Here is a 25,577-nt window from a genome sequence, read left to right on the forward strand (position 1 = left end):
GGGGATCCTATGGGCGTTGTCACCTGGATGGTTGAGACAACCGACAACTTTCTGGAAGGCGCGGCCCAAACCACATTTGGCAACGTCGCCGGTCAGCTTGGCGGCATCGTTGCGGTCGCCTCCACGCTCGCTGTGATCGGCGTCTTCCTCAACATGGTGTTTCAGTACAAATCCATGGATGGGCGAACCGCCTTCTGGTTCGCCCTAAAGCTCATGCTGATCTCTTTATTCGCAATGAACTGGGTCCAATTCAATGCGGTGGCCAGCGCGCTGATTAATGGGCTCGACCAGCTCGCGGGCGGCATGGTGGCGGGGCTTGGCGGTGGCGGGGCTGGCGCGTCCTACTTTGCCGGGGCCTTCGACGATCTTATAGAGGAATTTGGCGACTACCTGAACGCGGCCGGTGACAACATGCATTGGATGGCCGGAGCCCTCATCGGCGCGATCGGCGCATTCCTCCTGGGCGTCATCGGCGCGCTCTGCGGCCTTGTCCTGATCTTCGCAAAGATCATGCTGGCCTTCATGATCGGCATCGCCCCTATCATGATCGCGCTTTCGCTGTTCGACGTCAGCAAGGACTACTTCCACCGCTGGCTGTCCAGCACCGTATCCTACGCGCTATACCCCCTCGTGATCGCTGGCGTGTTTTCCACCGTCGTCGGCATGTCCCGCTCGCTGATGACCGAACTCGGAGATCCCTCCGGCGCAAGCAACATCGGCGCGCTGGTGCCCTTCTTTATGATGATGTTTCTCGCAGGCGGCATGATCATCGCCACCCCGCTGATTGTGCGCTCAATCTCCGGCAACTTCATGATGGCCGGACCGCCGAGCATACCTGGACCTAGCGGGTTCGCGAAGGGCTTGATTGGCACCAAGGGGTCACGGGCGCGGGCACGGTTTGGAACAAGGTCAAATGCGGAAATCGCCGGGGCTGGGATGCGCCAGGCTAGCTCTGCGACCGTTTCACTGGTTCAGAGGGTCGCTGAACGGGCCAAGCGCTTAGAGTGAAGTCGGCCGTTTCCACCATTCATAGCATGAGCAGGCTCTGCATTGCAGATTTGCCAAAAGCTGTCTTTGGCTGGGGGTGCATTCACCCCCAGCCAAAGGTTGGTCTAGCTTAAGCTTCCGCGTTTCGATCTGCTTGCACGGCGAGATCGATTACGTGATGGACCAAAAACGCCTCGATCAAAGACAGGGCGTATTCACTATCAATTGGAAGCATATCAGCGCTTAAATGGTGATGATCGATGTACTCTACCGCATCCCAGAGCCGCCGCGTTTCCACTGGGTTATCGGGCTCAATCCGACTTATCACCATTTCAAATGTGCTGTTGGCCAGCTCTATCGCTTCTCTACGGTAGCCGTCATCGACTGGCAGCGAAGTGATCTGATAGCCTGTCCGAGGTCGCGCATTCGGCTTTGGCTTCTGCGCTTCATAGTCGCGGATTAAGAGCCCCCAGCTCGCATAGCCTTCTTCGTTGGCGATACGCGCATACGCTTGATTGAGTGGGATATCCTCAGAGCGGCGCAACAGCTTTGCCTTGCGTTTAAGTTCATTGATCGGTGCAGATAGGTTCATTTGAGTTTCTCCTATTGCGAGCAAAAATACACAATCCCTCCTTATGTGCGCGCTCGAACAGAAAAAGCTCTATTTCAAACCCTGCATGCTGAATACTTTCCCGTCGGAGGGGGGAGGCTGGGGCGGCAGCTCAAGCCAGAAATACGTTGTCACAAGATGGGTTTCAAGTGCTATCGCCCCTTAACGACCTCCATTTTTCAAGCGCAAAAGCCCGTACGAAGCCCTTCCGCGTCATTCGAGGGGGGAGCAGCATTTCAACTGCCGCAAGTACGAAACCAGCGGTTCTGCTTGACGTGCCCAACTCAACGCCGCAGTTCTTCCACAACACTTTGGAAATATGCTGGGAAAGCGTCGAGAACCGCATTCAGCTCGTCTTGCTGAGCGCGGCAAACACGCCGGACACCATGGCGATCGTTAATGCCGCCAAATGAGGTTGCCAGTGCCTGAGCAACCACGCGATCCTTGAAACCAGCTTCATAAAAGGCGAGCGCTGTTGTGTTGCTCAGTCCATTCTTTATCTGCCGCTGAAGCAACAACAGCTGTTCGTGGAGGGCTGGATCTCGAGGTTCAACGAGGTCGGCAATCGATGCCACGACCATTGCGAGATCGAACCCAAAACCGCCTTCGCAGATGGCTACTACATGGTTTGCTGTAATATGCCGATTGCTAGTCCGAACATTGGCAGCACGCAGCGCCTGCCCAATAGTGTCAAATGACTCACCAGCCATCCATGCCTTCAATGTGGGCAGGATTTGGTTTTGGTCAGTGAGCTTGGTCAGGGCTTTGGAGGTGACGTATTGACGGACCTCCGCAAAGACTGCATCGACAAGTTCACCACGTTCTGCCGCATCCACAAGCGTTTGAATGTTAGCGTTTGTCCAATCACGTAGAGCAAAAACGTCTGCAGGTGGAAGTGGAGATTTTCTGATCAAAGCGCGTAGCGCATCGTCACCAGCTTCCCTGATAGCTCTCCCAGTCATGTGGAAAACTTCGAGAAGGTTTTCGCGCGTGGCTTCGTCAGCCAAGTGCCATGCCAAAGTGTTGCGGGTTAGTTCGTCGATCCGTTCGCCTGCTTGGTCGCTCGAAAAATCCACGTAAGCCGCTAGATAGGCGGCGATGCGCTGAATGGCGCGTGCGCGATCGGCGACGAAAGTTTTGAATCTATCAATGTCGACCCAATCAAATCTCCGTTTGATCGAGGTTACTGCAGCGTCGATGTCGGCATGCGTTGCAAAGGCAAGGTCCAGCCAACCCACTTGAAAAGTGAGCTGGAGCCTGGCGGTCTGTTCATAATCATCGAACAAGTTCAGGATGCTGCTGCGCGATGGCTCGGCACGTGTTGAATCCAGGAGATTCTTGGTGGAATTCCAACGCCAGCGCCCATCGATATTGCCCCGCTGATCGTAAATAGATGGTGCCGAAAAAATTACACTACCCTCTGTGTGCATTCCGGCCCGTCCGGCTCTGCCCATAAGGTTGTGGAAGTCGCGCACCTTTATCTTTTCTTTGCCCTGCTGGGTTGCCGAGACGATAAGGTACCGAATTGGGAAATTGACACCTTGCGCCAGCGTCGAGGTGCAAATGACAAATTTTGCGTGCCCTTCCTTCATGGCATGTTCGACTGAGAGACGCAGTCCCTGCGGAGTGTTACCGTGATGAGCAAGAATCCCCAATTCTGACGCTTGGGTCACATCTTGGTCCGCGCCGAGGTTTAGTTTTGCGAGGTGCGAGAGACGCGCGATCTCGGCCGCGTCGGAAACATCAAGCGGGCGCGATAGTGCGACTCGGCGATCAAATATATCCGCTGCCCGTCCACAAAGTGAAATGACGGATTCCTTGGTTCCGCAAAACAGTGCCACACTGCCGCGCTCGACCAAGTGCAGCCCCAAATACAATCCGACTTCCGCACTCTCGCCAGTACCGCCCCGTTTCGGGAAAACGCGTGCTACGCGCTCACGAGGCTTTAGGGCAAGATTGGTCTGTGTCACGACGCGAGGGACAAAAAACTCTTGCTGTTCAGGATCGTCTGGACTCACGTATTGCAAAAGCCCGCGCTCGAATTGCCAACTTGCAAAGGCGATGCTTTTGGTGGTCGGTAGTAGACCCTCACCGCTGATCACCGCATTGGCGTCGTCGACAAGCCATTCGGCTATAACCGGTGCATTGCCAATGACGGCGGAGATCAGGACCACCTGCGCCTCCCGTTGCAAAGTCATCCGCAACGATGAAAGCAGCAGCTCGTAGGTCGGACCGCGTGCGAAGCCTTCGAACTGGTGGCCCTCATCATAGATGACGAGGCCGATTCTCTCCGCAAGTTCAGGCGCACGCCTTAGCATGTAGAGCATCTTTTCTGGTGTCACGATCATAACCGATCGCTGCGCAAGAACTCCTGCGAGATCAACATCGAGTAAAAATGAGTCTGAGACTTCGTCGATAGCGACGTCCTCTCCCACAAACGCCCCCACCATATCGGAACGAATATCGTTACATAGCGAACGAAACGGGGCGACTATCACAGCCAAGTTCGAGCGCCCCGATAAAAAAACCGACCTGATGATCAACTCGGTCGCGCGCGTTTTGCCCGCACTTGTCGGCATCTGCACGACGCCAGAGTTTCCTTCTAGTAGGCCAGCCTCCGCAATCCTTCTCTGAGCTGGCCATAGCTCTTTGGGGAAGCGCGGCTTACGTAAAGCTTGGGCCCACAAATCATGCGGCAAGCCCGATGATGGTGGCAGAATCGTGCGAGCTGCATTCTCTAGCTTGCGAGCACAGAGTGCCGTTACGATATCCGCGTAAACGACTTCACGGGCCGATCCGTTGTCATAAACACTTACCCGCAATTCAGCACACAAAGAGCAAATTTCCTCTTGGGCGTCTATTTCAAGGCTGAAGTGCCGAGTCAAAGCGGTAAGCAGACGATTGCCGAATTCGGCATGTTTAGCTTCCCCCTCGACGGGACCGACGTCACCCCGAAGGATATGCCAGGCCACCCGTGAAAGGCCATGCCCTAGTTCTAAAGAGGGTGCTTCGGACCTTTGGGCGACAACCACCGCACTTCCAACACTGTCTGCTAGGTAATAGGATGCCCCACAGAGCGTCGAGAACTCGGTTGTGAGTTCGGCATTCAGCTGCGACTCTAAATACGCGTCAAAGAACGAGGCCGAGAACCGGATCATCTGCGCAATCGAACCATCATCCTCTTCCCAAGCGGAGGGGATGACAGGACCTTCTGACCGATCGACAAAACGATCGGCGATAGCGCCTGCTGCGTCATGCAGAATACCAACAGCCAATGGGAAGAGGGTCTCTGGCGCTCGCCTGAACGGGACATGATCCTCTTCGGCTGCACGAAACTCATACATTTTCGCGCGCGCTTGAACGGCGGCAAGGATTAGTCGCGATTCCCGCTCAGGCCTCATTTGCAGCCCTCGTATAAAGTGCGTGTACGAGGTCCATCATCGATGTTCCTCGAATGACAATAAGCCGGAGATTGTCCCCGTTCGGGTGTTCCGATGCGTCTGACTCGTCAAGCGCCATATCGTTGAATATCTCATTGTCAAGCACAGCAACTGCGGCATTGGTTCGCTTGAACGGCTTGTCAGCCTGGTTCTGAAAACGCCCAACCTTCAAGGCATCATAGCGGTTAATCTTGAGTAGTCTCTGTTTGATGGCGCTCAATGACATCGCTTCACGGACAAGGTCCTTGCTGGAATCATTGATCGCCTGTTGTAGGCGATTGATTGCCGTTGGCCGAAATCCGGCTTTCGACTCAATAACCAGCAATTCGTCGTCGGGACTTGGCTCGTCTTCCATAAAGCTGAACCCGATCACATCTGTGCCGTTGGAAGGCACGTTACGGTTTTCGCGATCCTCAAATCGACCTTGCCGAGGGCACCAGTACCCCAGGACGTATTCGACAAAATCCGCCACCAGGATTTCACCGAAGTCACCCGCGCGCGTACTGGGTCCAGGGGCCGCTGCCGTGTCTGGAAACTTAATGCAGGTCAGAAAGTCGGCGTTCGATAGTCCCGTATCCGCGACCAGATCAGGCAGATCTTCATCGCGGCAGTAGTGGTTTCGGTAGTGGGTGGCCCAATTCGAGAGGATCGATGGGTTATCGGCGTGCTGTAAAACCCAGATTTCAACTTCGCGGCCGTCTACCGTCGCAACAGTTTCGCCGGTATTATGTAGCCATGCGATATGATCAGGTACTGTCAAATTTATTGTATCTTTCTCTAAATCTCTTGGTCCGCCTCAGAGTCTTGAATTCACATCGAGAAAACAACCCAAAATAGAGCAAGCTTTTTGCATTATGAAGGTGGTAGCTTGCCCAGAGCAAGTTCCGGACTCTCCCTTTCGTACTGCTGTAAGCGGCCGGAACGTAGCCAAATTGTTGACCGACTCCGTTAACCGCAATGCCCACTTTCGTGGTTTGAACTTGCTAGCACGGTTTTCAGTTGCCGTTCAGCACGGCAGCACGATGGTTCCCCGCAATGCGTCATTCATCTTTCAGCCGCCTCTTCCATAAATCTTTCCACACGTTCAGTGCCTTCCCGATACTCTCCCAAACCGGGCTGATCGCCGGGCGTCACCCCCCGCTCTGCGCTAGCCAAATCATCGATCTCTTCTCGGCGCTTTCCTCCGCCTTTAGAGCCGTCGTCTGAAACCACTCCAGGCACCTCCAGCGCTCCAATCTTTGCCTCCAGCGCCTTGATCTGCCCTTGCAGCCCGCGCATCTGGTCCCCCGCTGAGGGGTAAGGCAGATTCCCAGCCTGCTTATCGAAGATCTGCTTAAAGAACCGGTCATCATAGTATTTGATCCGCTTGGCGCGCACCGGCATTTGCGCGTCAACCACCAGAACGATGTCATCAAGATCCATGCGTCGCGCCTTATCCTCGGGCAGCAACGCGGTTTCTTCGGTCCGTTCAGACATGCTGCGCCCGGCAAAAGGGTTGCGACCGACCGAGCGCGAGCGAGTCACAACACGCTTGGTGGTTTTGCCGACGGCTTTGCTGAGCTCTTCGATGGTCTTTTCATCTGAGGGCGTCAGATAGAGCTTGATGCCCGCGTTGCCCTGCAGGGCACGCCGGGCATTTTCACCGTAAATTTCATCAAGCGCAGGGATGGTCTGGGTGACGATCGCGAGATTTGCGCGGTAGGAGCGCAGAGTTTCGATGCTGTCGAGCACGATCGGCATTTTTCCCAAGCGGTTGAACTCATCGAGCATGATCATCACCGGCCAGGGTTCGTCTTTGCCGGGTTCATGATCCTGAAGCGATGCCAGCAAATCCGAGAAGAACAAGCGGATCAACGGCGCGAGCGGTTTTACCATCAGCGGTTCGACCACTAGATAAACCGAAAACGGCGATTTTCGGATGTCGCGGAAATCGAAGTCTGACGTTGCGGTCGCACGGTCGATGGCGGGGTTTGACCACTGCTTCAGGCCGGACGTCATCAAGAGCGACAGATAAGAGGTGAGCGTGTCGTTGTTGGTCGAGGCCATGCGCATGAAGATCAGCTTGGCAGCTGGATTAACGGCTTCGTCGGCTCGGCGGCGATATTCCTTCTGCTTGTCCCCGCCAGATGCGGTGATGCGGTAAATCTCGCCCAGGGTCGGCCGCTTGCGCTCGAACGCCAATAGTCCTGCCGCCACGAACAGATCGATACCACCATCGAGAAGCCCTTGGACCCGGTCGCTATCAGCTTGCAAGAACAGCGATGCTAGAAGCTGCAGCTCCATCTGTTGGCGATCGACGTTGTCCAGCGCCGATATGCGCAACAATGGATTGTAGCGGTGCGAGCGCCCATCTTTCCAATCCGTGGGCGCGAACCTAAAGACTTTGTCGCCTTGCGATGCCCTGTGCCGCGCCGTCGCCTCGAAGTTCTCGCCCTTCACGTCCAGAACCACCGCACTGCCCTGGTAGGTCAGAAGGTTCGGGATGACGAAACCCGTGGTCTTACCGCGCCCGGTCGGGGCCACGATCAAGGCATGGGGAAAAACCTTGGACATAACAAACGGCTTCCGACTCTTCGGCCTGCCCATTTTGCCAAGAACAAACCCATGGCCAGGCTTGCCGAAAAAGCCGTTCCGCTTCATCTCGGACATGTGCTGCCAGTGGGTTTCACCGAACTTGGTCAGCGCGTCGTTCATCAACACAGCACTGAGCAAGACACCGGCACCGGTGCTGATTCCGACAATCAAGTGCACGATCTGCATATCGCTCGGATGGGTCGTACGAAGCCCTCCATACCCACGCGCCAGCATCAGAAAATCGATTTCCGCCCCGACCCCGAACCAGCGGAACGTCAGAAAGGCCGACGCCAGGACATAGCCCAATGCCGCGCCGAGAAGAGCAAAGCTCATGACGCCAAGTGCGATCCGCGCCTTACCCATGCGTCACTCCCTTTTCGCCGTCGGTATCGACGTGCCGCTCGCGTTGGAGGTCTAGTTCTTCGTTGGCGATTTCGTCGAGGACATGCTCCATCGCCACACTGTTGGCCAGTGCGGCGTCGCTTTGGAGATAGGCCTTGGCCGCATAGAGCCGGTCCAGGCGGTCTTCGATATGTTCCTCCAGCGTGGTCTCATCGCCGATTGCCAAGTCGGGAGTATGCTCCTCGCCGACCAGTTCCTCCAGCTCGGCACGTAATGTCTCGCGCTCCAGATCGCTGCGGAATGGATCTGCGGTTGGGTCGTCCCACATTCGGCTCAGGATATCAGCGGTGGTCGGCGGCAACCTGTCGACTATGGCTTCCTGCCGGTCGACTTCCACCGCCCCACTGTCTTTGAGAACCTCACCATCTGCCAACAAACGGCCCAGATCACTGTGCACCTGGTCGAGACGGTCGATCGCTTTTTCGAGCTCATCGGCGCGCGACAGGTCAAAGCCTTCCTTGTCGGCAATCGCCTTCAAATCTTGACCAAGCCATTGCCGCTCCAGCGCGGCATTGCCTGCACCGATTTCGACGCGACGCGTCACATCCTGCGCATCAATGCCGGTGCCTTTCAAAGCCTGCTCAAGACGTTCGGCAAGCGCTGGATCCTGTAAGGCACCTTGGACCTCGGCCTGAATGTTCGCGGCCGAATAGATCCCGCTTTTGGACGCATCTTCGAGCAAGGTGTGGGACTGCGTTCCCATTGGGCTCAGATGCGACAGTGAACGATAGATGTCGTTCAGCTCGTGCTCCAGCGCCGCACGCCGCTCCACCGGGGCGTCAGCTACAATGCGTTCAGCTTGGTTGATCTTGTCGTGAAAGGCATCCACGACCTCATCAAACGAATGTTGTTCTTCGACCATGCCATATACCTTTCCATCTGCTTCAATCGGTTTGCCCTGCGCCAAAAGCGTCGCGGCTTTGTCCAACGCTGCTGCAATGTCATGCTGGTTCTCACGCGAGGCCTCGGCAGCCAGTCCGCGATAGAGCCGCGCGTTCTGGGCGACTTCGGCCAGCGCGCGGTCAAGCTCTGGTCCCACGCGCTCGCGCTCGCGCTCGATCAGCTTCTGCCCTGTGGCTTCCGCGCGACGTTGCTCTACATCGCTGATGCTCTTCGTCGTGACCCCACGCTCAAGCTTTCGGGTCGCCTCAAGGCGCAGCCCATAGCGGTCGGACACCTCCACCATCGCCTCGCGAAAACTGTCGTAGTTGAAGTGGTGCCCTTCCTTTAGGAAGAAGAATTCACCGTCTTTGCTGCGCCGGTTCAGGACTATATGGGCATGCGGGTGATCCCGATCCTCATGCACGGCCGCGATGTAGTCGAAGTGGCTGCCTTCGCCCTGAAAGAACCTCTCGCAAATCTCGCGCGTAATGTCGGCGACATCCTCGCCGCACGTGCCAATCGGGAAAGCCATCAAGAGATGCGAGGTATGCCCCAGCTTGGGATGAAACCCCTCATTCCACTGCGCAGAAAACCGGCGCGTGACCTGTTCGATCTCTTTTGCTGACAGGACGCTTTGGCCGTCATAGGTGCCACGGCTGTCGATGATAAAACTCGACTTGGTGGTCAGGTATTCCAGCTGGTTACGCAGCTGAGTTTTGTTGTGCGTGCCGCCGTCGCGAATGGCTTTGAAGATCGCGGGTGAATGGCCCATGGCCGCGCGGGCCATTTGCTTGGCACGGGCGCGCGGGACGCTGCCGCGAATGCGGCTCCAGTCGCGATCGAAGAAGGCCTCTTGCGCGGCGGCAACGGCGCTATTCCGGGCCATCGGTAAAGCCTCCCAGAACGCGGGCAACCTCGCCAGACAGCGCACTTCGGCGTCGCTGCGCCATGTCTTGAACCTGGTCCGCGATGTCGAAGATCAACCCGGCTAGGGCGCGGACTTGGCCATGAGCAGAATTGCCATAGGGCGGCGTTTTACCCTGGCGCTTTGCCTCGTTCAGGCGCTGCGCGATCTGGTTGATATTGTTGCCGGTGCGATTGAGCGAGGCCGATAGCCCCTGCATCTGATTGGCCAGTTCGTCGTCAGGAACGAAGAGGTCGTTTGAGGCATGGATCAGCCGACGCAGCCCTTCGGCGCGGTTGGCAATATCATGCCGCGTCAGCACCGTATCGAAGCCCGCAAGCTCCTTAGGCGTCAGCCGGACATTCACCAGTTCTGAACGCACGCGCGCATCAAGCTTGCGGCTTTGATCGCCCTTCAACGTGTAGAAGATGGTGCGGGTAGTGACGCCGAATTCGCGGGCCAGATCCTCGATCGGCACCCCCTCAGCACGCTTGCGAACGATGGCAAAACGCTGGTTCTGCGTCAGTCGCTTGTGCCGTGGCGCGCGCGGTCGGCCCATGTGAAGTAATCACCCCTATTTCTTGCCAGCATCATACAGGCAGCCCTGTTATGGCACTTCGCCATAATTGATTCAATACTATAATATTGTATCAACTGCCTGTATTCCGTTTGGAGCAGCTATAGGCTGCGACCGCCGGGCAAAGCCCGGCCACATGCGCAAGGCATGGCACCACTAGTCGTGGTTCCACGCCTCAGCATCGCCAAGCAATTGCAGCGCTATTGCGCGGGCCGCGCCTTCGGCGCTGGCATAGGTTTGATGATCGGGCAGCTCGTGCAGATCAAAGGGCTGTTGCGGGTCGTCCGGGGTCTCCACTCGGACATAGGTCGCCCAGCCATCGATCAGTGCTGGATCATCACAATACTCATGCCCGCCATCGGGCAGATTGCAGAACCCATGTAGATGCACGCTAGCGCGGCCCTCTCGGGCCGCCTGCTTGATGTCAGAATACTTCATGGCAAACCCCGCCGCCTTCATTGATGAAAAATTCGTCGGGCTTGCCGTTCAGGCGGGTGCCATCCCGACTGGTCAAACCAATAGCTGACCCGTTCCGCGAGAAGGTGATGAGGTACTGCCCAAGACCATCACACGTCACCACATACCCACTGTTGCCCCAGTGAACGCGGTTGCCCGCGTCCACAGCTGCCTTGATGTCTTCCAAGGTCATCGCAACGCCTCCTCAAGGATTGCGAGAGCCCCAAGACAATCGTCGATATAGGGTTGCTCCTCGCCGTCCAGATCGTTCTTCTCCAGCCGGTTCAACACCGCGTAGAGCGTGGCGCGCGCCTCGCGAGCCGCGCTTCGCAAGCTGACAGTGTCTTCAAGACGTGCGGTCGAAAAATCATCGCTGTGATAGTCCGAAATCATGCTGCCACCTCCTTGCTCTGACCCGCAGCTTCTAGGACAAAGTCAGCGGCCTTTTGCGCTTCAGACGCCGCACGAAAAATCGCCTTTTTGTCCTCTTTGAGCGCTTTCAACCAACCTTCAACATAGGCGGCGCTTTGGTCGAACTCCGGCGCGACGCCAATCTGAGCCCCAAGGAAACAAGCACCGATTTCTGCCACCAGCTCTTCAAAGGCATAGGCCTCGCGGTTCGCAAACTTCTTGATCCGCTCCAGCCGCTTTTCGCTGCCGGTCCAATGGATCACCTCATGGGCCAACGTCCCATAGTAGCCTGCCGCATCGTGAAAGGTGGCAATCGGCGGCATGTGGATGTGATCTTTGGCGGGGCTGTAATAGGCGCGCGGGTCGTCGCTAGTCAGAACCTCCGCCCCTGTCCGGCCAAAAAACGCCTCAAGCTCTGGATCTTCCGCCGTGCCAAGGTCGCGCGGGGCCTCGGGCCGGATGTAGTAATCCTCCGGCAAACCCTCAATTTGATCCGCATTGAACACGCGATAGGCGCGCGCATAGGGCAGTTCTTCCTCAATGCCCAATTCGTTCTCTCGGGTGAACGTCCCGTATTTGACCACGGTCGACGATGTTTCGCCTTTGCGGACTTGTCCGCCCAGCTCCTGCGCCTGTTTGTAGGTCATCCAGCGGCTGGACACATGGCCTTGCTTGGCCGCCATGATCCAGAGCATCAGGACATTAATCCCGCGATACTCTTCGCCGTTATGTCGGGTCGGCAAGGCAATGTCGGACGCACTCCCAGTCCACGGCTTGCGCCATGGCGGCGTGCCTGCCTCGATCTCTGCAATAATGGTTTCAGTGACATGGGCATAAACATCAAACTTCGGTGCCATTTGTGGCCTCCTTGATCAAAGTGACGCGGGTGAGGCTTCGCGCCCCCTTCCGCCGATGGGCTGCGCCTCGGCCACCTGATCTGACCGAATACGCATGTATTCGGCGGAACAGAGTGGGAGAGGGCAAAGCCCGACCCACGGCCCTGAACGGGGCTGTCAATCGGCCACATTTGCGAAGAAAATGTCTGCGCCAAATTCAGACGCCAATTTGCCCCGCGAGGAATGGCTCGCCCGCGAGACAGGGGAAATTGGTGGCTGATTTTGGGGATGGACTAAGGTTGACAGCCACGGTCAGGGATGTTGGGCGGACCAAACAAAAGGAATGATGCCTGGATCGGGGTGAGCGGGCCAACGGCCCGTTGAGCCCTGGTACAGTCTATTGGGAAATGTTGCCCGCGCGCGAAAGCGCGGGTTCAGCTCCAAACAAGTAGGGGACGGCCCCGACCCGACCTGAAAGTAACCAAATATGGCAAATTTTGAGAAGGTATGTTCGCAAAGCGTATGCTTGCGCGCTGATTGACTTGCCGGTTTTTCGATGATAGTTGTACCCCACCGAACACTCACGAAACGACACTTAAGGAACGATAATTTGATCGCTGCCAATTTCCCATTCTTAAAGGACGAACCCGACACAGTTGAGAAATTTCTCGACGAAGTAGGGCTAAAGACACAACTGTTTGAGTTTGCCGCCGAAGCTGTTTGCGAAGCGGTCCACGAAGAAGATCCGAATGCTGACATTGCAGACTTGGTCTTAGGCATTCGAAACAACGCAGCTTTTCGAACACTAGTTCGAAATGGTGCAGAGTACGGCGTCTTCCAACATCGCTCAAAAGGTGGCAAAGCCTGTATCATTAACTCAGATAAAACGCTGATGATTATGGTTCACAACACTGACGCAGCCACCGGACTTGGAGCTCATGCCCCGAGATTCATGTCAAAACGAAACCGCCCCGGCACCTCTTATGTTCATTCTGAAGAGCAGGGCGAACTTGACCTAGGAAGCGAAGTCATAGAACACGAATTGACGATAGGTGCTGTTCCGCAGTCTCAAACAAAAATCGATGTCTGTATTTTTGCAGAGAAAGTTGAGGGAACTCCTATTTGTCGCATTGAGCTGTTGGTCGATGCCGAAATGAATGAACGCGGGAACGAATTTGTCAGTTGCGTGCATCGTTTTGGAATGAAATTTAGGGCTGATGATTTTGTTGCTTCTAGCGTCACGTACTGCGCAGAAGTTGAAGACTTCGACGAGCTAATCAAGCCAAGAAACGGAACATGAAACTCAATCTCGATGCCCTTGAAGTCGCTAGGCAACGCAGCCGACTAACGAAGAGTGCCTTTGCTGCAAAGCTGGGCATTTCTTCTCGTGATTTACGAAGAATGCGCGATGAACGAGAAGTAGAAGAATCCTTCGTTAGCCTTGTCGCTTCGGTGACCGGCTTTCCTGAGGCATTTTTTGTGTCAGAATCCAACCTCGAGATTTCAAAACCAACATTTCGGAAGCAAGCCACTCTTTCTGCGCGAGAAAGAGATGCTGGTGAAGCTGCAGCTAAGATTGCAAAATTGTTTTGGTCGAAGGTTGAAGAAGAATATTCTTTGCCTGATCCGAACGTACCCGATTATTCGGACGGCGAACATAATTTCCCAGCGGGCATCGACAGAGCCACCTATGCGGCGGCATTGCTCAGAGAAGAATGGGGACTGGGCTCCGAACCCATTGGCAATATAATAAAACTTTTGGAACGGCACGGCGTTCGAGTTTTGTCACTTAGTGAACAAAATGCACGAGGTTTGAGTGCTTTCACTTTTTGGGGTGAAGGCGAAAAACCATATATATACTTGAATATGGTTGGTTCAGCTGAGCGAAGTCGATTTGACGCCGCACACGAGCTGGGCCACTTGGTACTACATCGCCATGATGATGCTTCCAATGTCGAAGTGGAAAAAGAGGCTGACCGTTTCGCTTCTGCCTTTTTGATCCCAAAGGCAGACTTGCTCAGACACAAAGTTTACCCAACAATCACAAATCTGAGGAAGAACAAACAAAGATGGCGTGTGTCAGTCGGCGCGTTAGTACGGGCATATCGCGACAATGGGTTAATTGATGATGGGCGCTACAAATACCTAAATATCGAGCTATCCAGAAGAGGGTGGCGTAAGAAAGAACCGGACCAATCGCATCGCGAACCAAGTGGGACTTGGGCTGTTATCAAAAAAGACCTTTGGAAGAAGTCTCAAACTGTAGAAGACTTAGCAGCAAGGGCATGCATCCCAGGAAACGATGCCGTTACTTTCACCGCATTTGGCGGCGCGAACGCTTCACAAGCAGCACCTGATAGCTCCTCGATCTCACCAGCAACAGGATCAGCCATTCTGCGTGTTGTGAAGTGAGATATCAAATCCACTTCTGACCGAAGCGCAATTTCAGAAGTGGATTTTCTTCCGCCATCACCCAGTATTTCGTTCCGAAAAACCCCTAACCGCGCAAAGTCAATGACGCCGATTCTGGATCATAGATGTAGCTCGCTATTGTTCCGTCTTTGATGCGGTCGACAGCTTCTTCGACAACAAATAGAGGGACCAGGAACCATTCTTTTGGCCGTATCGGTCGGCCAAGCCGATCGGGGATTTCGATATCCAATTGGGCTGGCGCGAAAATCCGGTGAAGAAGCGTTTCCAACTTGCTGCGATTGATATTGTAGAGCTCATAGGTGGCCACGACATCGACCTTGGCCATCAAGAAGGTTGTCTGAAGCTGCGCGCCCGCAATGCGCTTCTCAACGTCATTGCTTGTCACGCCAATCTTGTGAACAAGCTCTCGGTTTGCGGCGACCAATGGGTGATCTGAACGGCTTCGTAACACATAGATGGTTCCGCTCGCTTCATCCCCTTCAGCGGTTTCATCCGAGAATAGTGGGCCAGCATTTGGCTCGGTTATCCTGCGCCCGGCATCCCCATCAGCATTAAGTGCGCGTTGGAGCGACCGCATGAGCATCTTGCTTTGCGTGCCGTTGTCGAACACCACCCGCAGGCGTGCATCTGTTCGGCCGTGGTCTGTAAGCTCTATGTCGCCCATTTCCGCGACGTAGGCTTTTTGCCCTCCGACGATAAAGAAACGGCCAGGTTCGATCTCAGCCTTAAGCTCAAACTTACGCGTTTCCCGTAAGCCAGAATCCAGTTCCTTCTGAATCTGCTCGAAGAGCGGTTTAAAGGTGTCGAATTCTTCACACTTTTCACGCCCTGCGATCTCCTCGGCGGCCTTTTTTTCTGACGTAGAGCGAACGTGTTTCAGTTCCGAAATGGATGGCGCTTCTACGGCGATGCCAAGCTCTGCCAGCAAGGCATCGTCATCAAGATCTTCGAGGGCAGTATCTTCGACCGGATTTTCAGCAGCAAGAAGACCTTGATGGTCCATGTCTGAAATCAGATCTCTTCCCTCACCAAGTTCACGCAGCCGTTCAAGTCGAGTCGCAAAGAGGCGTTCAAAGATATCCTTGTCGTCGCCATGGCCAGGTACGCGCCCATTCTTGTCTACAAACCTCTGGATTTCTTCAAAGCCCGCAATAATACGTTCCTCTCGCGGGGTACGTGCGACAACCTTCTTGGTCTCGATCTCAACACCAAGCTCCGCGAGCAGCGCATCATCCTCGTCGGTGAAACCTTTAGCCATTTGCGGCCTCCTGCTTCATGCGCGCAAGGAATGCGACTCCTTCAGCCATTTTCTTTTCCCAAGCATCCACAGAGGTGATCGATGGCAACCGTCCACGCTCCTGCTTGAACTTGACTGCACGTTTGGCCAAGTCTCGGGCCTCCTCCGGCGAAAGCTTTACCTTTTTCGCCGATATGACGGCCTGAACCTGTTTGAGGCTATCTTCGCTCATGGTTTTCGCAAGGATCGAATAGGCCTCGCCGAACGGATTGATCCGATCGATCAAATCGATATCCAACTCACGTACATCCATCGCAAATTTTCGCACACCATCGATCAAGGCTGTATTGCCACCAGTTTCATCCGCATCTGCACCGGAAAGCGCGATTTCTTTCGCTTTCTGAGTGAGGTTCAGAGCCGCGATCGCATGCTGGCGTACTGCCTCTTGATCTTCTGCGTCAAGTTCTGGAAACTTGGTGCCGACAATCTTGCCCATTCGCACTTGCGTTAGCTCCTCGGGGACCATCTCTTCGTCAAAGAGCCCGCGTTCAATCGTTGTTTTGTCTTGAACAAATGCCGTTATTACCTCGTTCAGATCTTCATCACAAATTCGTCGTGCGAACTCACTTTTGGGTTCGGCAAGGCCTTTGATTTCCATCTGGATTTGTCCTGTGGCCGCATCAAATCCGACGTTTTCCTTGTTCGGATCATAGCCGCCTTCACCATAGTCAAAACCTTCGAAGGGTCCGCTCGTTGGCGTCTTGGGCGTAAAGTTGAAACGCGGCGCAAGAACCTGCTCCATAAGCAAACTTGCTGCGATGGCTTTGAGCGTATCGTTTACGGCCTCGGTCACGGCCTCCTCACCCGCATCGGGTTCCGCAATCAGGTTGGTGAAGCGTGCCTTCGTCTTACCTTCTGCATCGCGGGTCGCGCGGCCGATGATTTGCACAATCTCGGTCAAGCTCGCACGATAGCCAACGGTCAAGGCATGCTCACACCAGATCCAGTCGAACCCTTCTTTCGCCATCCCGAGCGCGATGATGATGTCCACGTGATCGCGGTTATTTTTTTGCGCGGGGTCTTTCAAGGCGCTCGCAACCTTGTCACGCTTTGCCGCCTCATCATCCACCAGATCGGCAATGCGCAACACCCGGCCCTCTGGCGTTTCGACCAACTGGAAACCGGTATCAGGATCAAGCCCCTTCCACTCACCCAAGCTGTCGATGATATGCTCGACCTCTTTGTGCTTGTCTTTGGTGCTTTCGCGCGAATTCACATTCGGGATGTGGACGATGGTTTTCTCGGCGGGGTCCAGAACCTCCAGAATGCTTTCATCGTAAGACCCTGTGTAGAAGAAATAGCCGATGTCGAGCGTCTTCAGATGCTCATATCCGTTGAGCTGCTCGTAATAGGTGTAGGTGACCGTCTCAAACCGGGCTTCATCCTCTGGCGACAAGACGGCTTCGGCATCGCCCCGGAAATAGGACCCCGTCATCGCAACCAGATGAACCTTGTCGCGGGCAATGAACGCCCCTAGATGCGCGCCGAGCTTGTTGTCCGGGTTGGCTGAGACGTGGTGGAATTCATCCACTGCAATCACCCGATCGTCAAAGGCCTCGATCCCAAACTTGTCGACGGCAAAGCGGAAGGTCGCGTGGGTGCAGACCAGCACCTGATCATCGCTTTCCAGAAAACGTCCGACTGCGCCGACCTTGCCATCATCACCGCCGGGGGCGTTGCACAGGTTCCATTGCGGCGCGACTTGCCAATCGGCCCAAAAGCCGAACTTGCTCAGCGGTTCATCGTTGAAACTCGACCCGATGGATTTTTCCGGCACCACGACGATGGCTTGTTTCAAACTCTGATTGCGTAGCTTATCGAGCGCAATGAACATCAGCGCCCGCGATTTCCCCGAAGCGGGCGGCGACTTGATCAGCAGATACTGCTCACCCCGCATCTCATAGGCGCGCTCTTGCATCTTACGCATACCCAGCTCGTTCGACGTGGTTGAAGAGCGGTTCTGCGCGTAGGTGACGGAAACGGAGGGAACAGATTTTTTACTCGACATTGTGACTTCCTAAAATTGGCGGCAAATCGCCTGCTGACTGCTCAAATCGCCGCCTCATCTCAGCTCTTTGCTCTTCAAAAAACTTAATCTTTTCAGCCATAAATGCTTTTGGATCCCATTCGGACCCCAAGTTTGCCTTGTGTACGGCTTTGATCCGATACCGTTCCGACAGTTGCTCTGCGAGGCAGAGTGCATCGTAACCGAGCTTTGCATACCCCTCTTGGCGGGCTTCAAAAAACTCCGAATAGTCCGGCGGAGTGGCTGCATACTCTGATTGACCGTCAATATAGCGGTCAGTGGTCCGTGCTTTGTTCGGCAGGCCCAGAACTTGATGCATCAGGCCTTCGGGCAAACTCCGCCAGGCGATGTCGTCTGGATATTCAGGTGGTGCAGGTTGTCGAACTTGCGCGACATAGTACTCCTCCCCATCGTCTGTCCGTCCTGCTGGTTGACCATGACTGGTTCCGTCATCTTGCACCACATCTACGCATTTGTCGGCGTATTCGTGAAGGATACAGACCAGGCGGATCGCCGCATATGATCCCTCTCGCCTGCGCTGTTTCCACGATGCAAACCCATCCTTCGCGATGGTCAAAAAACTCCCGACGACGACGCCAACCAAACCAAAGACTGCTTCGATCATACCGCCACCTTCGTCGTCATCTTGGTGTAGAGCTCAAACAGCTTTTCGAGCCGCTCGGTGTCGTTGCGGAAGCGGCGGCCTATGTAGATGCGTTCTAGGACTTCGTCGTTGCGGTCGTGGGCGGCGCGGAGGTTTTCGGGCATGGCGTCGGGTTTATAGAGGTCGGCAATGGTGGCGGGGAAATGCGCCTCGCGGGCCAGCAGGATACCCTCGGCGCAGCGGGTGAGATCCGCTTTGTTTTTCTCGGTCAGTTTAGGAACCGGGAAAGTATGCCACCCCAATGTACTGGAATATCTAATATCTGTTTTCAAGCGGCCACACACGGTAGCAGCCCAAGTGGCCTTCAGCTTGGAGACTGCAATACCAAACTCCCACAAGCTGCCAGATGAGACAACGAATGCCGCGTCAGACACAACTGTTCCAGCGTCAAAAACGTCGGCAGGCAGATATTCTCGAGTTTCTGATGAGGTTTTAGCTACAGAAAAAAAACGGTCGGCTACTTCCGTCCTTTGGGCGAACTTGTGTGGGATAGCGGCGTAGCCCTGAGTGGTTTTTGCCGAAGAATTTTGGCGAAAGGACCTTACTTCATCAATGCGGTCTTTGACTGATTGAACGCTGTTAGCGAGGTCAAGATCTTCGTCTTCGATCCAAAGGCACTTCCTATTTCTATAGTTAGCTAGTTCTTGAGACCCAACAAAATCCCGTACAAGCGGGCGCATCCTAGAATCCTGCGCTATCAGAGAACGAGCTTCTTCAACTGCTAAAATCAGATTCCCGCCATCACGAGGCATACTGCCAGAAGACATCGAAGACATTTCAGCAGAAATTGGCTTGCTACGCCCTGTTACAACAGTTTCACCTCCCGCTATCAGATAGGGTGAAATAGATGGGACAATCCGAACTGTTCCACTTCCATAGAGGGCGCAGCTATCGGGCGATTTTTTGCGCACACCCAGAATCGCGCAATGCACAGCAGCATTGTCCGACGCATTATTACGCCATTTAAAGCTTTGATGTGCGAAGGAAATTTCTAGACCCTTCTCAAAAATTCTAGACCAAAGGTGAGCCACCTGCTCCCCTTGGCTTATCGAATTAGTTGATACAAAGGCGAAACTTGCATCACAATAATCTAGGTAGTTGGCTGCCTTAAGAAACCAACCGACCACATAATCACAGTTTTTGAAGTCTTTGTGGCCGCCGAACAAATTAGATAGTTCCTCTTTCTGCGAAACACTTTGCTTTCGAGCTCCTTTGAATTGCGGGTTGCCGCAGATATAGGTCTCTCCGCCCTCGTTTTTGAAATCGATCTGGGCTTTTTCCAGCGGTGACATGAACAGGTCCTCGCCGCGCATATCGACCTTTTGGCTGGTCGGCGGGCAGACGGTCAGCCAGTCGAGGCGCAGGGCGTTGCCTTGGGTGATCCAGTTCTCCGCATCAAGAGGCAGGAAGGCGGCCAACGCGTCCTTGTGCCCCCGATAGGTCACGTCGCACTGGTATTCCGCAATAATCAGCGCAAGGCGGGCAATCTCGGCCGGGAAATCCCGCAGCTCGATCCCACGAAAGTTGGTCAGCGGAATCTCCGTGCGCCGATCGGATTCGCCGCAATAGGCGTTAATTTTGGCCTCAATCGCGCGCATTTCCTTATAGGCGATGACAAGGAAGTTGCCCGAGCCACAGGCCGGATCAAAGACGCGGATTTTCGACATGCGCGTGCGCAGTTTGTCGAGCTTGCGTTTGTTGTCCCCCGCCGCCTCAAGCTGGGCGTTCAGGTCATCGAGGAAGAGCGGGTTCAGCACCTTCAGGATGTTGGGCACAGAGGTGTAGTGCATCCCCAACGCGCCGCGTTCCTCGTCATCGGCCACGGCCTGGATCATGGAGCCGAAGATATCGGGGTTGATCTTGGTCCAGTCGAGCGAGCCGATATGCAACAGGTAGCTACGCGCGATCTTGGAAAATTTCGGCGCGTCGGTGCTGCCCGAGAACAGTCCGCCGTTCACGTAGGGAAAGACATCGGCCCAACGGGGAAGTTTGGCGTTCGCGCGGTCCTCAACGGCGGTGTTCATTGCGCGGAACAGTTCGGAGATTACCTCATGGGTGTTCGAGCTGTCCTTGTCCGACATTTGCGTGACGGTCGCGGTGAACAGGTCCTCACCATTCAGGATCGAAGTGTCTTCGGCAAAGAAGAGAAAGATCAACCGCGCCATGAAGTGGTTCATGTCATGGCGGCGCTCAGCTGTGCCCCAATCGGGGTTGGTTTTCAGAAGCTCGACATAGAGGCGGTTGAGGCGGCCGGTCGCCTTGATGTCGAACGAGCTTTCGCGGATTTGCTTGACGGTCGATATGCCTGCGAGCGGCAGGAAGAAGCCGAAGTGATCGGGGAAATCTTTGAAAACGCAGGCGATGGTGTCGCCGTTATTCAGATCCTCGGCCTCAAGCGTCTGTCCGTCGGTGGCAAGGATGAATTTTGCTTTGGCCTTGGTTGTTGCGGGGCTCGTTTTGAGCGCCGCCAGCGTTTCAGACACCCTGCCCGGCGCGCAGGATTTCAGGTGGATGTTGTTCGTTTGCAGAACGCCGTCCTGATCGGATTTGTTCGATGCGCCAGAGCGAAGCCGCTTAAGCGTTGTCTCTTTGTTGCCGAAGGCAAGCAGAAAAGCATAAGGAAATTCAACCGCATCAAACGGTTGTTCAGCCAAGGCAGAAATTGCCTCTTCGATTTCAACGGCATTCACGACAGGTTGTCCCCACTCGAAATTGTTTTTTCTGTATTGCTAGCAGCTATTTGCGGGATTCGCATCCGCAAAACCTGTGAAGCAACTTAGTGCATAGGTTTGGCCAGGGCGGAAAATCCGCCCTAGCGCTGAGGTCACTCGGTGACCGGATCTTCGTCGCGGCGCGGAAAGGCGACCATTTCGACGTCGGGAAACATGCTGTGTTTGACGTTGATCGAGGTGATGTTGCCGCTGTCGTCGGTGTTGACGAAGAGGACGCCGCAGCGGTCCCAGAAGTTCTTGCCGTCTTTTTCGCCGGATTTGACGTTCAGTTTCAGAGTTTGAGTAGCCATTTTTTGATCCTCACTTTGAGTGTTTCGATGAACATGATCAAAGCTGGCAGCAAGGGGCTGTCAGCGAGAAACTTGCTTCGCGAGGAATGCGCTGGCGCAGGGGAATTTTCTTGTTGAAGCGGGGCTTGCACCGCGTCTGACACGGCTGCCCGCTTATGTTCAGCAATCAGAAACACGGCGGTGAGGATCTGCTTATGGCTACGGCGACCTGACCTGGTTTCGTTTGATCCGGAAAAGACGCATCTTCGCACCAGCCAAGCGCGACCAGTTTCAGTTCAACAGGTGCAACCTAGCCTTCAGTGCGCCGTCGATTGAAGCAAGCAACGACTCTGGGAAATCCTCTGGAAGCTGGTTGAACGTGGCCTCAACGATCGCGAGCGAGGTCTCCTGCAGTTCTTCGAACAGGACCTGCACGACCGTGCGAGACAAGCCGGATTGAATTCCTGTCTCCATGATGTGGCGGCCTACGATGTTTGCCACCTTGTAGTGGTTTGAGTTTCCGAAATTCATAGCGAGCTTGAAGTATTTTCGCTCGATCTGCCGGGCGTCGACGGTCGGCTGCACCGTCAGGACGTCGTAAAGCGGTGTCATGCGGAAACGGCCGCCGGGTAAGAGGCTGACGCTAAAGTTCTTTCCATGACCATCTGTTGCACCCAGCAACCAGAACAGGACGTTGGCTTTGAAAAAATCGTACCGGTCTTTGTTGGGGTCATCACTACCCAACAAGAGTTCCATGATGTCCGAGACCCCGGGGCCGCCCTCGTTCTGGTACTTTTGCGTGGGCACAACGGATAATGCTTGGCAGCAATCCTCCTGCGGCAGACGGATCAAGCGGCCATCAGACGTCCAGCGCCGATCAAAACGCTCTACCACCAAGGCTTTCTTATCGCCAAACTGAGCCATTTCGACATTCGCAGCCCGAAGCCCAAACGCTTCCATCAACTTCAGGCACAGGTATTCGTTTTCAACGCTGTCGGACAGGTCCATGCCGTTGGGCAATCTGCCGATTTGCGGCTTGATGATGTGCGTGGTTGGCGTCGTGCCGGTTGGCTCTATCCACTGGCCATCTTTACGAAGCAGCGCGGTTTTTTCCTGTGCACCAGCGACAGAAATGCGGAAATCATTCTCTCGGCGGATACCCAGTGGTGCTAGATCGAGGTCGCTCAAAATGGCCCCGATCTGCGCCTCGTCGACAGGTTCTCCAGTCAGCTCAGACATTGGCTGTGGCTCTTGCCCGTCGGGCAGAAACTGAAGCGCACCGATGCAGTCCCGCCCAATTTGTGACAGCAAGCTGAAGGCATCGACGCCTTCGGCCCCGACACGTTCCGCGACCCTTCGACGGATGACATCGCTATCGGGCAACAGGTTGTCAAAGACGGCCATCACAGGTGCGCCGCTGTAACGGTTTTCCTGCAGTTGCAACGATAGCGACACCGGCATCCTGTGCTCCCATTCGAGCCAGTCTCGTGCATAGGCAAAACTGACGCCGCCTGAGGGCTCACGTACCAATTGCCCCACGAGCCGCGAGTTTAGAAAGACGTTCAGCGGAGTGTAGCTGCGCTTGCGGCCCATGTCAGAAAATGTCCTCTAGCCCGTCTGATGTGCCCTTGCTGCGCTCGGTCACCGTAATTTCGAGCTCCAAGGCCGCGATCAAATCGAATACTGTTTCCAGCTTGGTTCCGCCGCTGCCGTTCTCGATCTTGGAAATTGTCTCTTGCCAGACACCGCTCATCGAGGCGAGTTCCTTCTGGGTAAGGTTCTTTGCCTTCCGAGCCTGGCGAATTGCGTGGCCCAAGTTTTTTGATGTACGAACGAGGTGCTTCATGGCGGTTCTCCTGCCACTGGATATGACCTCTAAATCATAGATTGTCAATATGACCTCCAAGTCATAAAGCTGCAATATGATCTAAGCATCATAGTGCTCGACAGCATTGGTAGCTGTTTTCCAGACTTCGCCAATGCTCTCACGCCTGCAACCCCGCAGCGCGTACCTGTTCGGGCGTCACCAGCTTTGACACGATCAAATCCTCGATCTGCCGGTTGGTGATGTGGCGGCACAGGGGATGGCGCTCGTGGATCCACTCGGCGAGGCTGGCGCGCCCTTTGGCTTCGGCCTCTCGCGACTTATCTCGGTCCGCCTTTACCTGGGCAAGCCCCTTCTCCCATCGGCGCATCTTGAACCAATTGTCCGAGAAACAGACCTTGCTGCGCGTGTAGCCTTCGCTTTCCTTGGCATAGGCTTTGATCGCTTGCTTCAGGTCATCAGGCTCTACCCCTGCCTTCAGGGCCGCAGCGATCAGGCGCAGACTGGTTCGCCGGTCTCGGATCCTGTCTTCGGGATAGGCTGCCAAGATCTTCTCAGATTCAAAATCTTCAACCTCCTCCGCCGCCCCGCGCCTGCGCGTAGGTGGTTTATGGATGGTTTTAGGATGGTTTGGGGTCCACCGTGAACCCCGTACCCCGTTCACCGTGGACCCCGTACCGGGTTCAGGCTGGACGGGGTTCACAGTGACCCCCGTCTCAATCTCGGGCTCAGCCGTGGGTTCGAGCGCGGCCACGCGCTCCAGAACGATGCGGTAAATGACAGTGTAGCCGTTCTTGCAGTGTCGCTTCCCTGTCTCGATCAGAATGCCTTCCCGCAGGAAGTCGATGATTGTGCGCTTCACCGTGCTCTCGCTGAGCTCTGTGTGGCGCTGGATCGTCCCCTTGGAACACCAGATGCCAGAGCCGTCATCGCTCGCCTTGTCGGCCAGAAACATGATGATCTGCTTGCGCGCAGCACTGCCAAAGCGGCGCTCGGCGCATTCGTTTGCGATGCGCCAGCTCATTGGACCACCTCACCGGTCAGAGGCCACGAAAAAGCAGACTGAGCGTTTGCGGTGCGGCGCTGGCTCATGCTAATGTGCTTCGAAAGCTGACAGGCTTTTTCTATTTGGCCCCGGTTCACAGTTGCCGCTGTGACGGGGCCTTTTTCGTTTTGAACCGGCGAATTTGGCTTTGAAACTTTCGCTTTTTGTTCACTTTTTGTCAGGGGGTATTTTGCACCCTTAAGTCGTTGTTTTCGCTTACGCTCTTTCTGGATTGCAAATCCGTGTACACCGGTTCGATTCCGGTACTCGCCTCCAATAAAATCAATGACTTATGGATTTCTGCTGTCATGGGGTATCACCTCAGGTATCAGTTTCTTGTTCTGTGCTTGTTCTGTGCGCGTATCATTTACGCTTGGCTGCAGCCTGACGCGCCCGCATGATTTGCCGTGCTTCGCCTGCGTATTTGATGATCATCGCTTTGGATGTGTGGCCACTGAAACTGGCAATCTCATCGTCGGTGCAGCCAGCCCATGCCAGTTCCATCACACCCCGATAGCGTAACGCGTGTTGGTCAAAGGCCATTAGCCCCAGCCGCTTACGCTCTCGCACCATCACCCGCGCCATTGCGTGATAATCCATCGCAGAACCGTCCGCGCGCGTCAGGATGTGTCGCGAAGGATGCGGGGAGAATCCCAGCTTTGCTTTCGCCTGATCCAAGGCTTTCTTCAACGCCTCAGTACACGGCAGCAACAAAGGCTTTCCAGTTTTGTTCTGGCGCAACTTCAGAGTTTCACCATCATAATCGCCCCATTGAAAATCCACCCAATCACCGGGGCGCTGTACACTGCCCACGCCGATCTCGAAAGTCAGTAGGGGCAGCGGCTCCCCTTCCTCTCGCATCTTCTCGACCGCCCAATCGGCCCACGGCACATGCGGCTTCTTGCGCGCCTTGGGAACTTTGAGCGGCTCGATATCAATCGCGGGATTGTCCCTGCGCCACCGCTTGCGGATCGCCAGCTTGGATAGCATGCTGATCGCGGTCGGGATGTAATTTGCGAACCGAACCCGATGCCGGTTCTTTTCCATCGCATCATAAATATCGGCTTGGGTTAGACGGGCCACATCCGACTTGCCAATCTTCTCGGTCAAATATTCAAAAACAGGTTCCAGTGTCTGTCGTCATATAAAATGGGACATCAGAGCGGCTTGAACATTGGAGGCTCTGGTTCGGTTGTGTGATTGATTA

21 protein-coding genes and 1 pseudogene are annotated in these 25,577 nt (G+C 55.0%); 3 read left to right on the top strand and 19 right to left on the bottom strand.

Annotated elements, in window-relative coordinates; all coding sequences use genetic code 11:
* The first annotated feature begins 9 nt into the window (after positions 1 to 9).
* Positions 10 to 1,008, top strand: coding sequence for a TrbL/VirB6 family protein (locus tag AC2FFE_RS09155; RefSeq protein ID WP_496846448.1), 999 nt, complete (start codon positions 10 to 12; stop codon positions 1,006 to 1,008).
* A gap of 109 nt (positions 1,009 to 1,117) precedes the next feature.
* Here the strand turns inward: AC2FFE_RS09155 and AC2FFE_RS09160 are convergent, their stop codons facing one another.
* The 10 genes and pseudogenes from AC2FFE_RS09160 to AC2FFE_RS09205 all read right to left on the bottom strand — a co-directional run bounded on the left by AC2FFE_RS09160 (position 1,118) and on the right by AC2FFE_RS09205 (position 12,100).
* Positions 1,118 to 1,579 carry a P-loop NTPase family protein gene (locus tag AC2FFE_RS09160; RefSeq protein WP_215264006.1) on the bottom strand — a complete coding sequence of 154 codons (462 nt, stop codon included), beginning with the start codon at positions 1,577 to 1,579 and terminating at the stop codon, positions 1,118 to 1,120.
* A gap of 302 nt (positions 1,580 to 1,881) precedes the next feature.
* Positions 1,882 to 4,941, bottom strand: coding sequence for a DEAD/DEAH box helicase (locus AC2FFE_RS09165; protein ID WP_496846449.1), 3,060 nt, complete (start codon positions 4,939 to 4,941; stop codon positions 1,882 to 1,884).
* Positions 4,942 to 4,987: 46 nt separating this feature from the next.
* Positions 4,988 to 5,797 carry a Hachiman antiphage defense system protein HamA gene (locus AC2FFE_RS09170; protein WP_215264008.1) on the bottom strand — a complete coding sequence of 270 codons (810 nt, stop codon included), beginning with the start codon at positions 5,795 to 5,797 and terminating at the stop codon, positions 4,988 to 4,990.
* A 284-nt stretch (positions 5,798 to 6,081) separates the two neighbouring features.
* Positions 6,082 to 7,974, bottom strand: coding sequence for a type IV secretory system conjugative DNA transfer family protein (locus AC2FFE_RS09175; protein ID WP_496846450.1), 1,893 nt, complete (start codon positions 7,972 to 7,974; stop codon positions 6,082 to 6,084).
* A complete protein-coding gene (locus AC2FFE_RS09180) occupies positions 7,967 to 9,781 on the bottom strand; it encodes a relaxase/mobilization nuclease domain-containing protein (RefSeq protein ID WP_496846451.1) in 1,815 nt (604 codons plus the stop codon). The genes AC2FFE_RS09175 and AC2FFE_RS09180 overlap by 8 nt, the downstream gene beginning before the upstream one ends.
* Positions 9,768 to 10,358, bottom strand: a complete 591-nt coding sequence (locus AC2FFE_RS09185; RefSeq protein WP_496846452.1) for a hypothetical protein — start codon at positions 10,356 to 10,358, stop codon at positions 9,768 to 9,770. The genes AC2FFE_RS09180 and AC2FFE_RS09185 overlap by 14 nt, the downstream gene beginning before the upstream one ends.
* 174 nt (positions 10,359 to 10,532) lie before the next feature.
* A complete protein-coding gene (locus AC2FFE_RS09190; protein ID WP_496846453.1) occupies positions 10,533 to 10,814 on the bottom strand; it encodes a hypothetical protein in 282 nt (93 codons plus the stop codon).
* A 22-nt stretch (positions 10,815 to 10,836) separates the two neighbouring features.
* Positions 10,837 to 11,025 (bottom strand): annotated as a pseudogene (locus AC2FFE_RS09195) (hypothetical protein); the annotation flags it as partial.
* Positions 11,022 to 11,225, bottom strand: a complete 204-nt coding sequence (locus tag AC2FFE_RS09200) for a hypothetical protein (protein WP_496846454.1) — start codon at positions 11,223 to 11,225, stop codon at positions 11,022 to 11,024. The pseudogene AC2FFE_RS09195 and the gene AC2FFE_RS09200, both read right to left, overlap by 4 nt.
* A complete protein-coding gene (locus AC2FFE_RS09205) occupies positions 11,222 to 12,100 on the bottom strand; it encodes an ArdC family protein (protein WP_496846455.1) in 879 nt (292 codons plus the stop codon). Before AC2FFE_RS09205 ends, AC2FFE_RS09200 begins: the two co-directional genes overlap by 4 nt.
* 589 nt (positions 12,101 to 12,689) lie before the next feature.
* On the opposite strand from AC2FFE_RS09205, the gene AC2FFE_RS09210 reads away from it, so the two are divergent.
* On the top strand, positions 12,690 to 13,379 hold the full coding sequence (locus tag AC2FFE_RS09210) for a hypothetical protein (RefSeq protein WP_496846456.1): 690 nt from the start codon (positions 12,690 to 12,692) through the stop codon (positions 13,377 to 13,379).
* On the top strand, positions 13,376 to 14,491 hold the full coding sequence (locus AC2FFE_RS09215) for an ImmA/IrrE family metallo-endopeptidase (RefSeq protein WP_496846457.1): 1,116 nt from the start codon (positions 13,376 to 13,378) through the stop codon (positions 14,489 to 14,491). The genes AC2FFE_RS09210 and AC2FFE_RS09215 overlap by 4 nt, the downstream gene beginning before the upstream one ends.
* A gap of 85 nt (positions 14,492 to 14,576) precedes the next feature.
* Here the strand turns inward: AC2FFE_RS09215 and AC2FFE_RS09220 are convergent, their stop codons facing one another.
* From AC2FFE_RS09220 to AC2FFE_RS09260, 9 genes are all read right to left on the bottom strand, one after another.
* Entirely contained in the window at positions 14,577 to 15,770 is a 1,194-nt protein-coding gene (locus AC2FFE_RS09220; protein ID WP_496846458.1) for a GIY-YIG nuclease family protein, read from the bottom strand.
* On the bottom strand, positions 15,763 to 17,817 hold the full coding sequence (locus AC2FFE_RS09225) for a pseudomurein-binding repeat-containing protein (RefSeq protein ID WP_496846459.1): 2,055 nt from the start codon (positions 17,815 to 17,817) through the stop codon (positions 15,763 to 15,765). The genes AC2FFE_RS09220 and AC2FFE_RS09225 overlap by 8 nt, the downstream gene beginning before the upstream one ends.
* A complete protein-coding gene (locus AC2FFE_RS09230) occupies positions 17,807 to 18,460 on the bottom strand; it encodes a hypothetical protein (protein ID WP_496846460.1) in 654 nt (217 codons plus the stop codon). Before AC2FFE_RS09230 ends, AC2FFE_RS09225 begins: the two co-directional genes overlap by 11 nt.
* Positions 18,457 to 21,189 carry a class I SAM-dependent DNA methyltransferase gene (locus tag AC2FFE_RS09235; RefSeq protein ID WP_496846461.1) on the bottom strand — a complete coding sequence of 911 codons (2,733 nt, stop codon included), beginning with the start codon at positions 21,187 to 21,189 and terminating at the stop codon, positions 18,457 to 18,459. The genes AC2FFE_RS09230 and AC2FFE_RS09235 overlap by 4 nt, the downstream gene beginning before the upstream one ends.
* A 134-nt stretch (positions 21,190 to 21,323) precedes the next feature.
* Positions 21,324 to 21,521, bottom strand: coding sequence for a hypothetical protein (locus tag AC2FFE_RS09240; RefSeq protein WP_035262952.1), 198 nt, complete (start codon positions 21,519 to 21,521; stop codon positions 21,324 to 21,326).
* Between the two features lie 270 nt (positions 21,522 to 21,791).
* Positions 21,792 to 23,093 carry a type II toxin-antitoxin system HipA family toxin gene (locus AC2FFE_RS09245; protein ID WP_496846462.1) on the bottom strand — a complete coding sequence of 434 codons (1,302 nt, stop codon included), beginning with the start codon at positions 23,091 to 23,093 and terminating at the stop codon, positions 21,792 to 21,794.
* Between the two features lies 1 nt (position 23,094).
* The gene (locus AC2FFE_RS09250) at positions 23,095 to 23,346 is read right to left on the bottom strand and encodes a helix-turn-helix transcriptional regulator (protein ID WP_024096522.1); all 252 of its coding nucleotides are present in this window, start codon (positions 23,344 to 23,346) and stop codon (positions 23,095 to 23,097) included.
* 139 nt (positions 23,347 to 23,485) lie between these two features.
* Positions 23,486 to 24,349, bottom strand: coding sequence for a hypothetical protein (locus AC2FFE_RS09255; protein WP_496846463.1), 864 nt, complete (start codon positions 24,347 to 24,349; stop codon positions 23,486 to 23,488).
* A gap of 384 nt (positions 24,350 to 24,733) precedes the next feature.
* Positions 24,734 to 25,480, bottom strand: a complete 747-nt coding sequence (locus AC2FFE_RS09260; RefSeq protein WP_496846464.1) for a tyrosine-type recombinase/integrase — start codon at positions 25,478 to 25,480, stop codon at positions 24,734 to 24,736.
* Positions 25,481 to 25,577: the final 97 nt, after the last annotated feature.

The sequence above is a fragment of the Ruegeria sp. YTSA168 genome (assembly GCF_059610045.1).

Bases quoted from the DNA above. Each gene is read 5' to 3' on its own strand.
- AC2FFE_RS09155 (WP_496846448.1), top strand. From the start codon at position 10: ATGGGCGTTGTCACCTGGATGGTTGAGACAACCGACAACTTTCTGGAA.
- AC2FFE_RS09160 (WP_215264006.1), bottom strand. From the start codon at position 1,579: ATGAACCTATCTGCACCGATCAATGAACTTAAACGCAAGGCAAAGCTG.
- AC2FFE_RS09165 (WP_496846449.1), bottom strand. From the start codon at position 4,941: ATGTATGAGTTTCGTGCAGCCGAAGAGGATCATGTCCCGTTCAGGCGA.
- AC2FFE_RS09175 (WP_496846450.1), bottom strand. From the start codon at position 7,974: ATGGGTAAGGCGCGGATCGCACTTGGCGTCATGAGCTTTGCTCTTCTC.
- AC2FFE_RS09180 (WP_496846451.1), bottom strand. From the start codon at position 9,781: ATGGCCCGGAATAGCGCCGTTGCCGCCGCGCAAGAGGCCTTCTTCGAT.
- AC2FFE_RS09185 (WP_496846452.1), bottom strand. From the start codon at position 10,358: ATGGGCCGACCGCGCGCGCCACGGCACAAGCGACTGACGCAGAACCAG.
- AC2FFE_RS09190 (WP_496846453.1), bottom strand. From the start codon at position 10,814: ATGAAGTATTCTGACATCAAGCAGGCGGCCCGAGAGGGCCGCGCTAGC.
- AC2FFE_RS09200 (WP_496846454.1), bottom strand. From the start codon at position 11,225: ATGATTTCGGACTATCACAGCGATGATTTTTCGACCGCACGTCTTGAA.
- AC2FFE_RS09205 (WP_496846455.1), bottom strand. From the start codon at position 12,100: ATGGCACCGAAGTTTGATGTTTATGCCCATGTCACTGAAACCATTATT.
- AC2FFE_RS09215 (WP_496846457.1), top strand. From the start codon at position 13,376: ATGAAACTCAATCTCGATGCCCTTGAAGTCGCTAGGCAACGCAGCCGA.
- AC2FFE_RS09220 (WP_496846458.1), bottom strand. From the start codon at position 15,770: ATGGCTAAAGGTTTCACCGACGAGGATGATGCGCTGCTCGCGGAGCTT.
- AC2FFE_RS09225 (WP_496846459.1), bottom strand. From the start codon at position 17,817: ATGTCGAGTAAAAAATCTGTTCCCTCCGTTTCCGTCACCTACGCGCAG.
- AC2FFE_RS09230 (WP_496846460.1), bottom strand. From the start codon at position 18,460: ATGATCGAAGCAGTCTTTGGTTTGGTTGGCGTCGTCGTCGGGAGTTTT.
- AC2FFE_RS09240 (WP_035262952.1), bottom strand. From the start codon at position 21,521: ATGGCTACTCAAACTCTGAAACTGAACGTCAAATCCGGCGAAAAAGAC.
- AC2FFE_RS09245 (WP_496846462.1), bottom strand. From the start codon at position 23,093: ATGGGCCGCAAGCGCAGCTACACTCCGCTGAACGTCTTTCTAAACTCG.
- AC2FFE_RS09250 (WP_024096522.1), bottom strand. From the start codon at position 23,346: ATGAAGCACCTCGTTCGTACATCAAAAAACTTGGGCCACGCAATTCGC.
- AC2FFE_RS09255 (WP_496846463.1), bottom strand. From the start codon at position 24,349: ATGAGCTGGCGCATCGCAAACGAATGCGCCGAGCGCCGCTTTGGCAGT.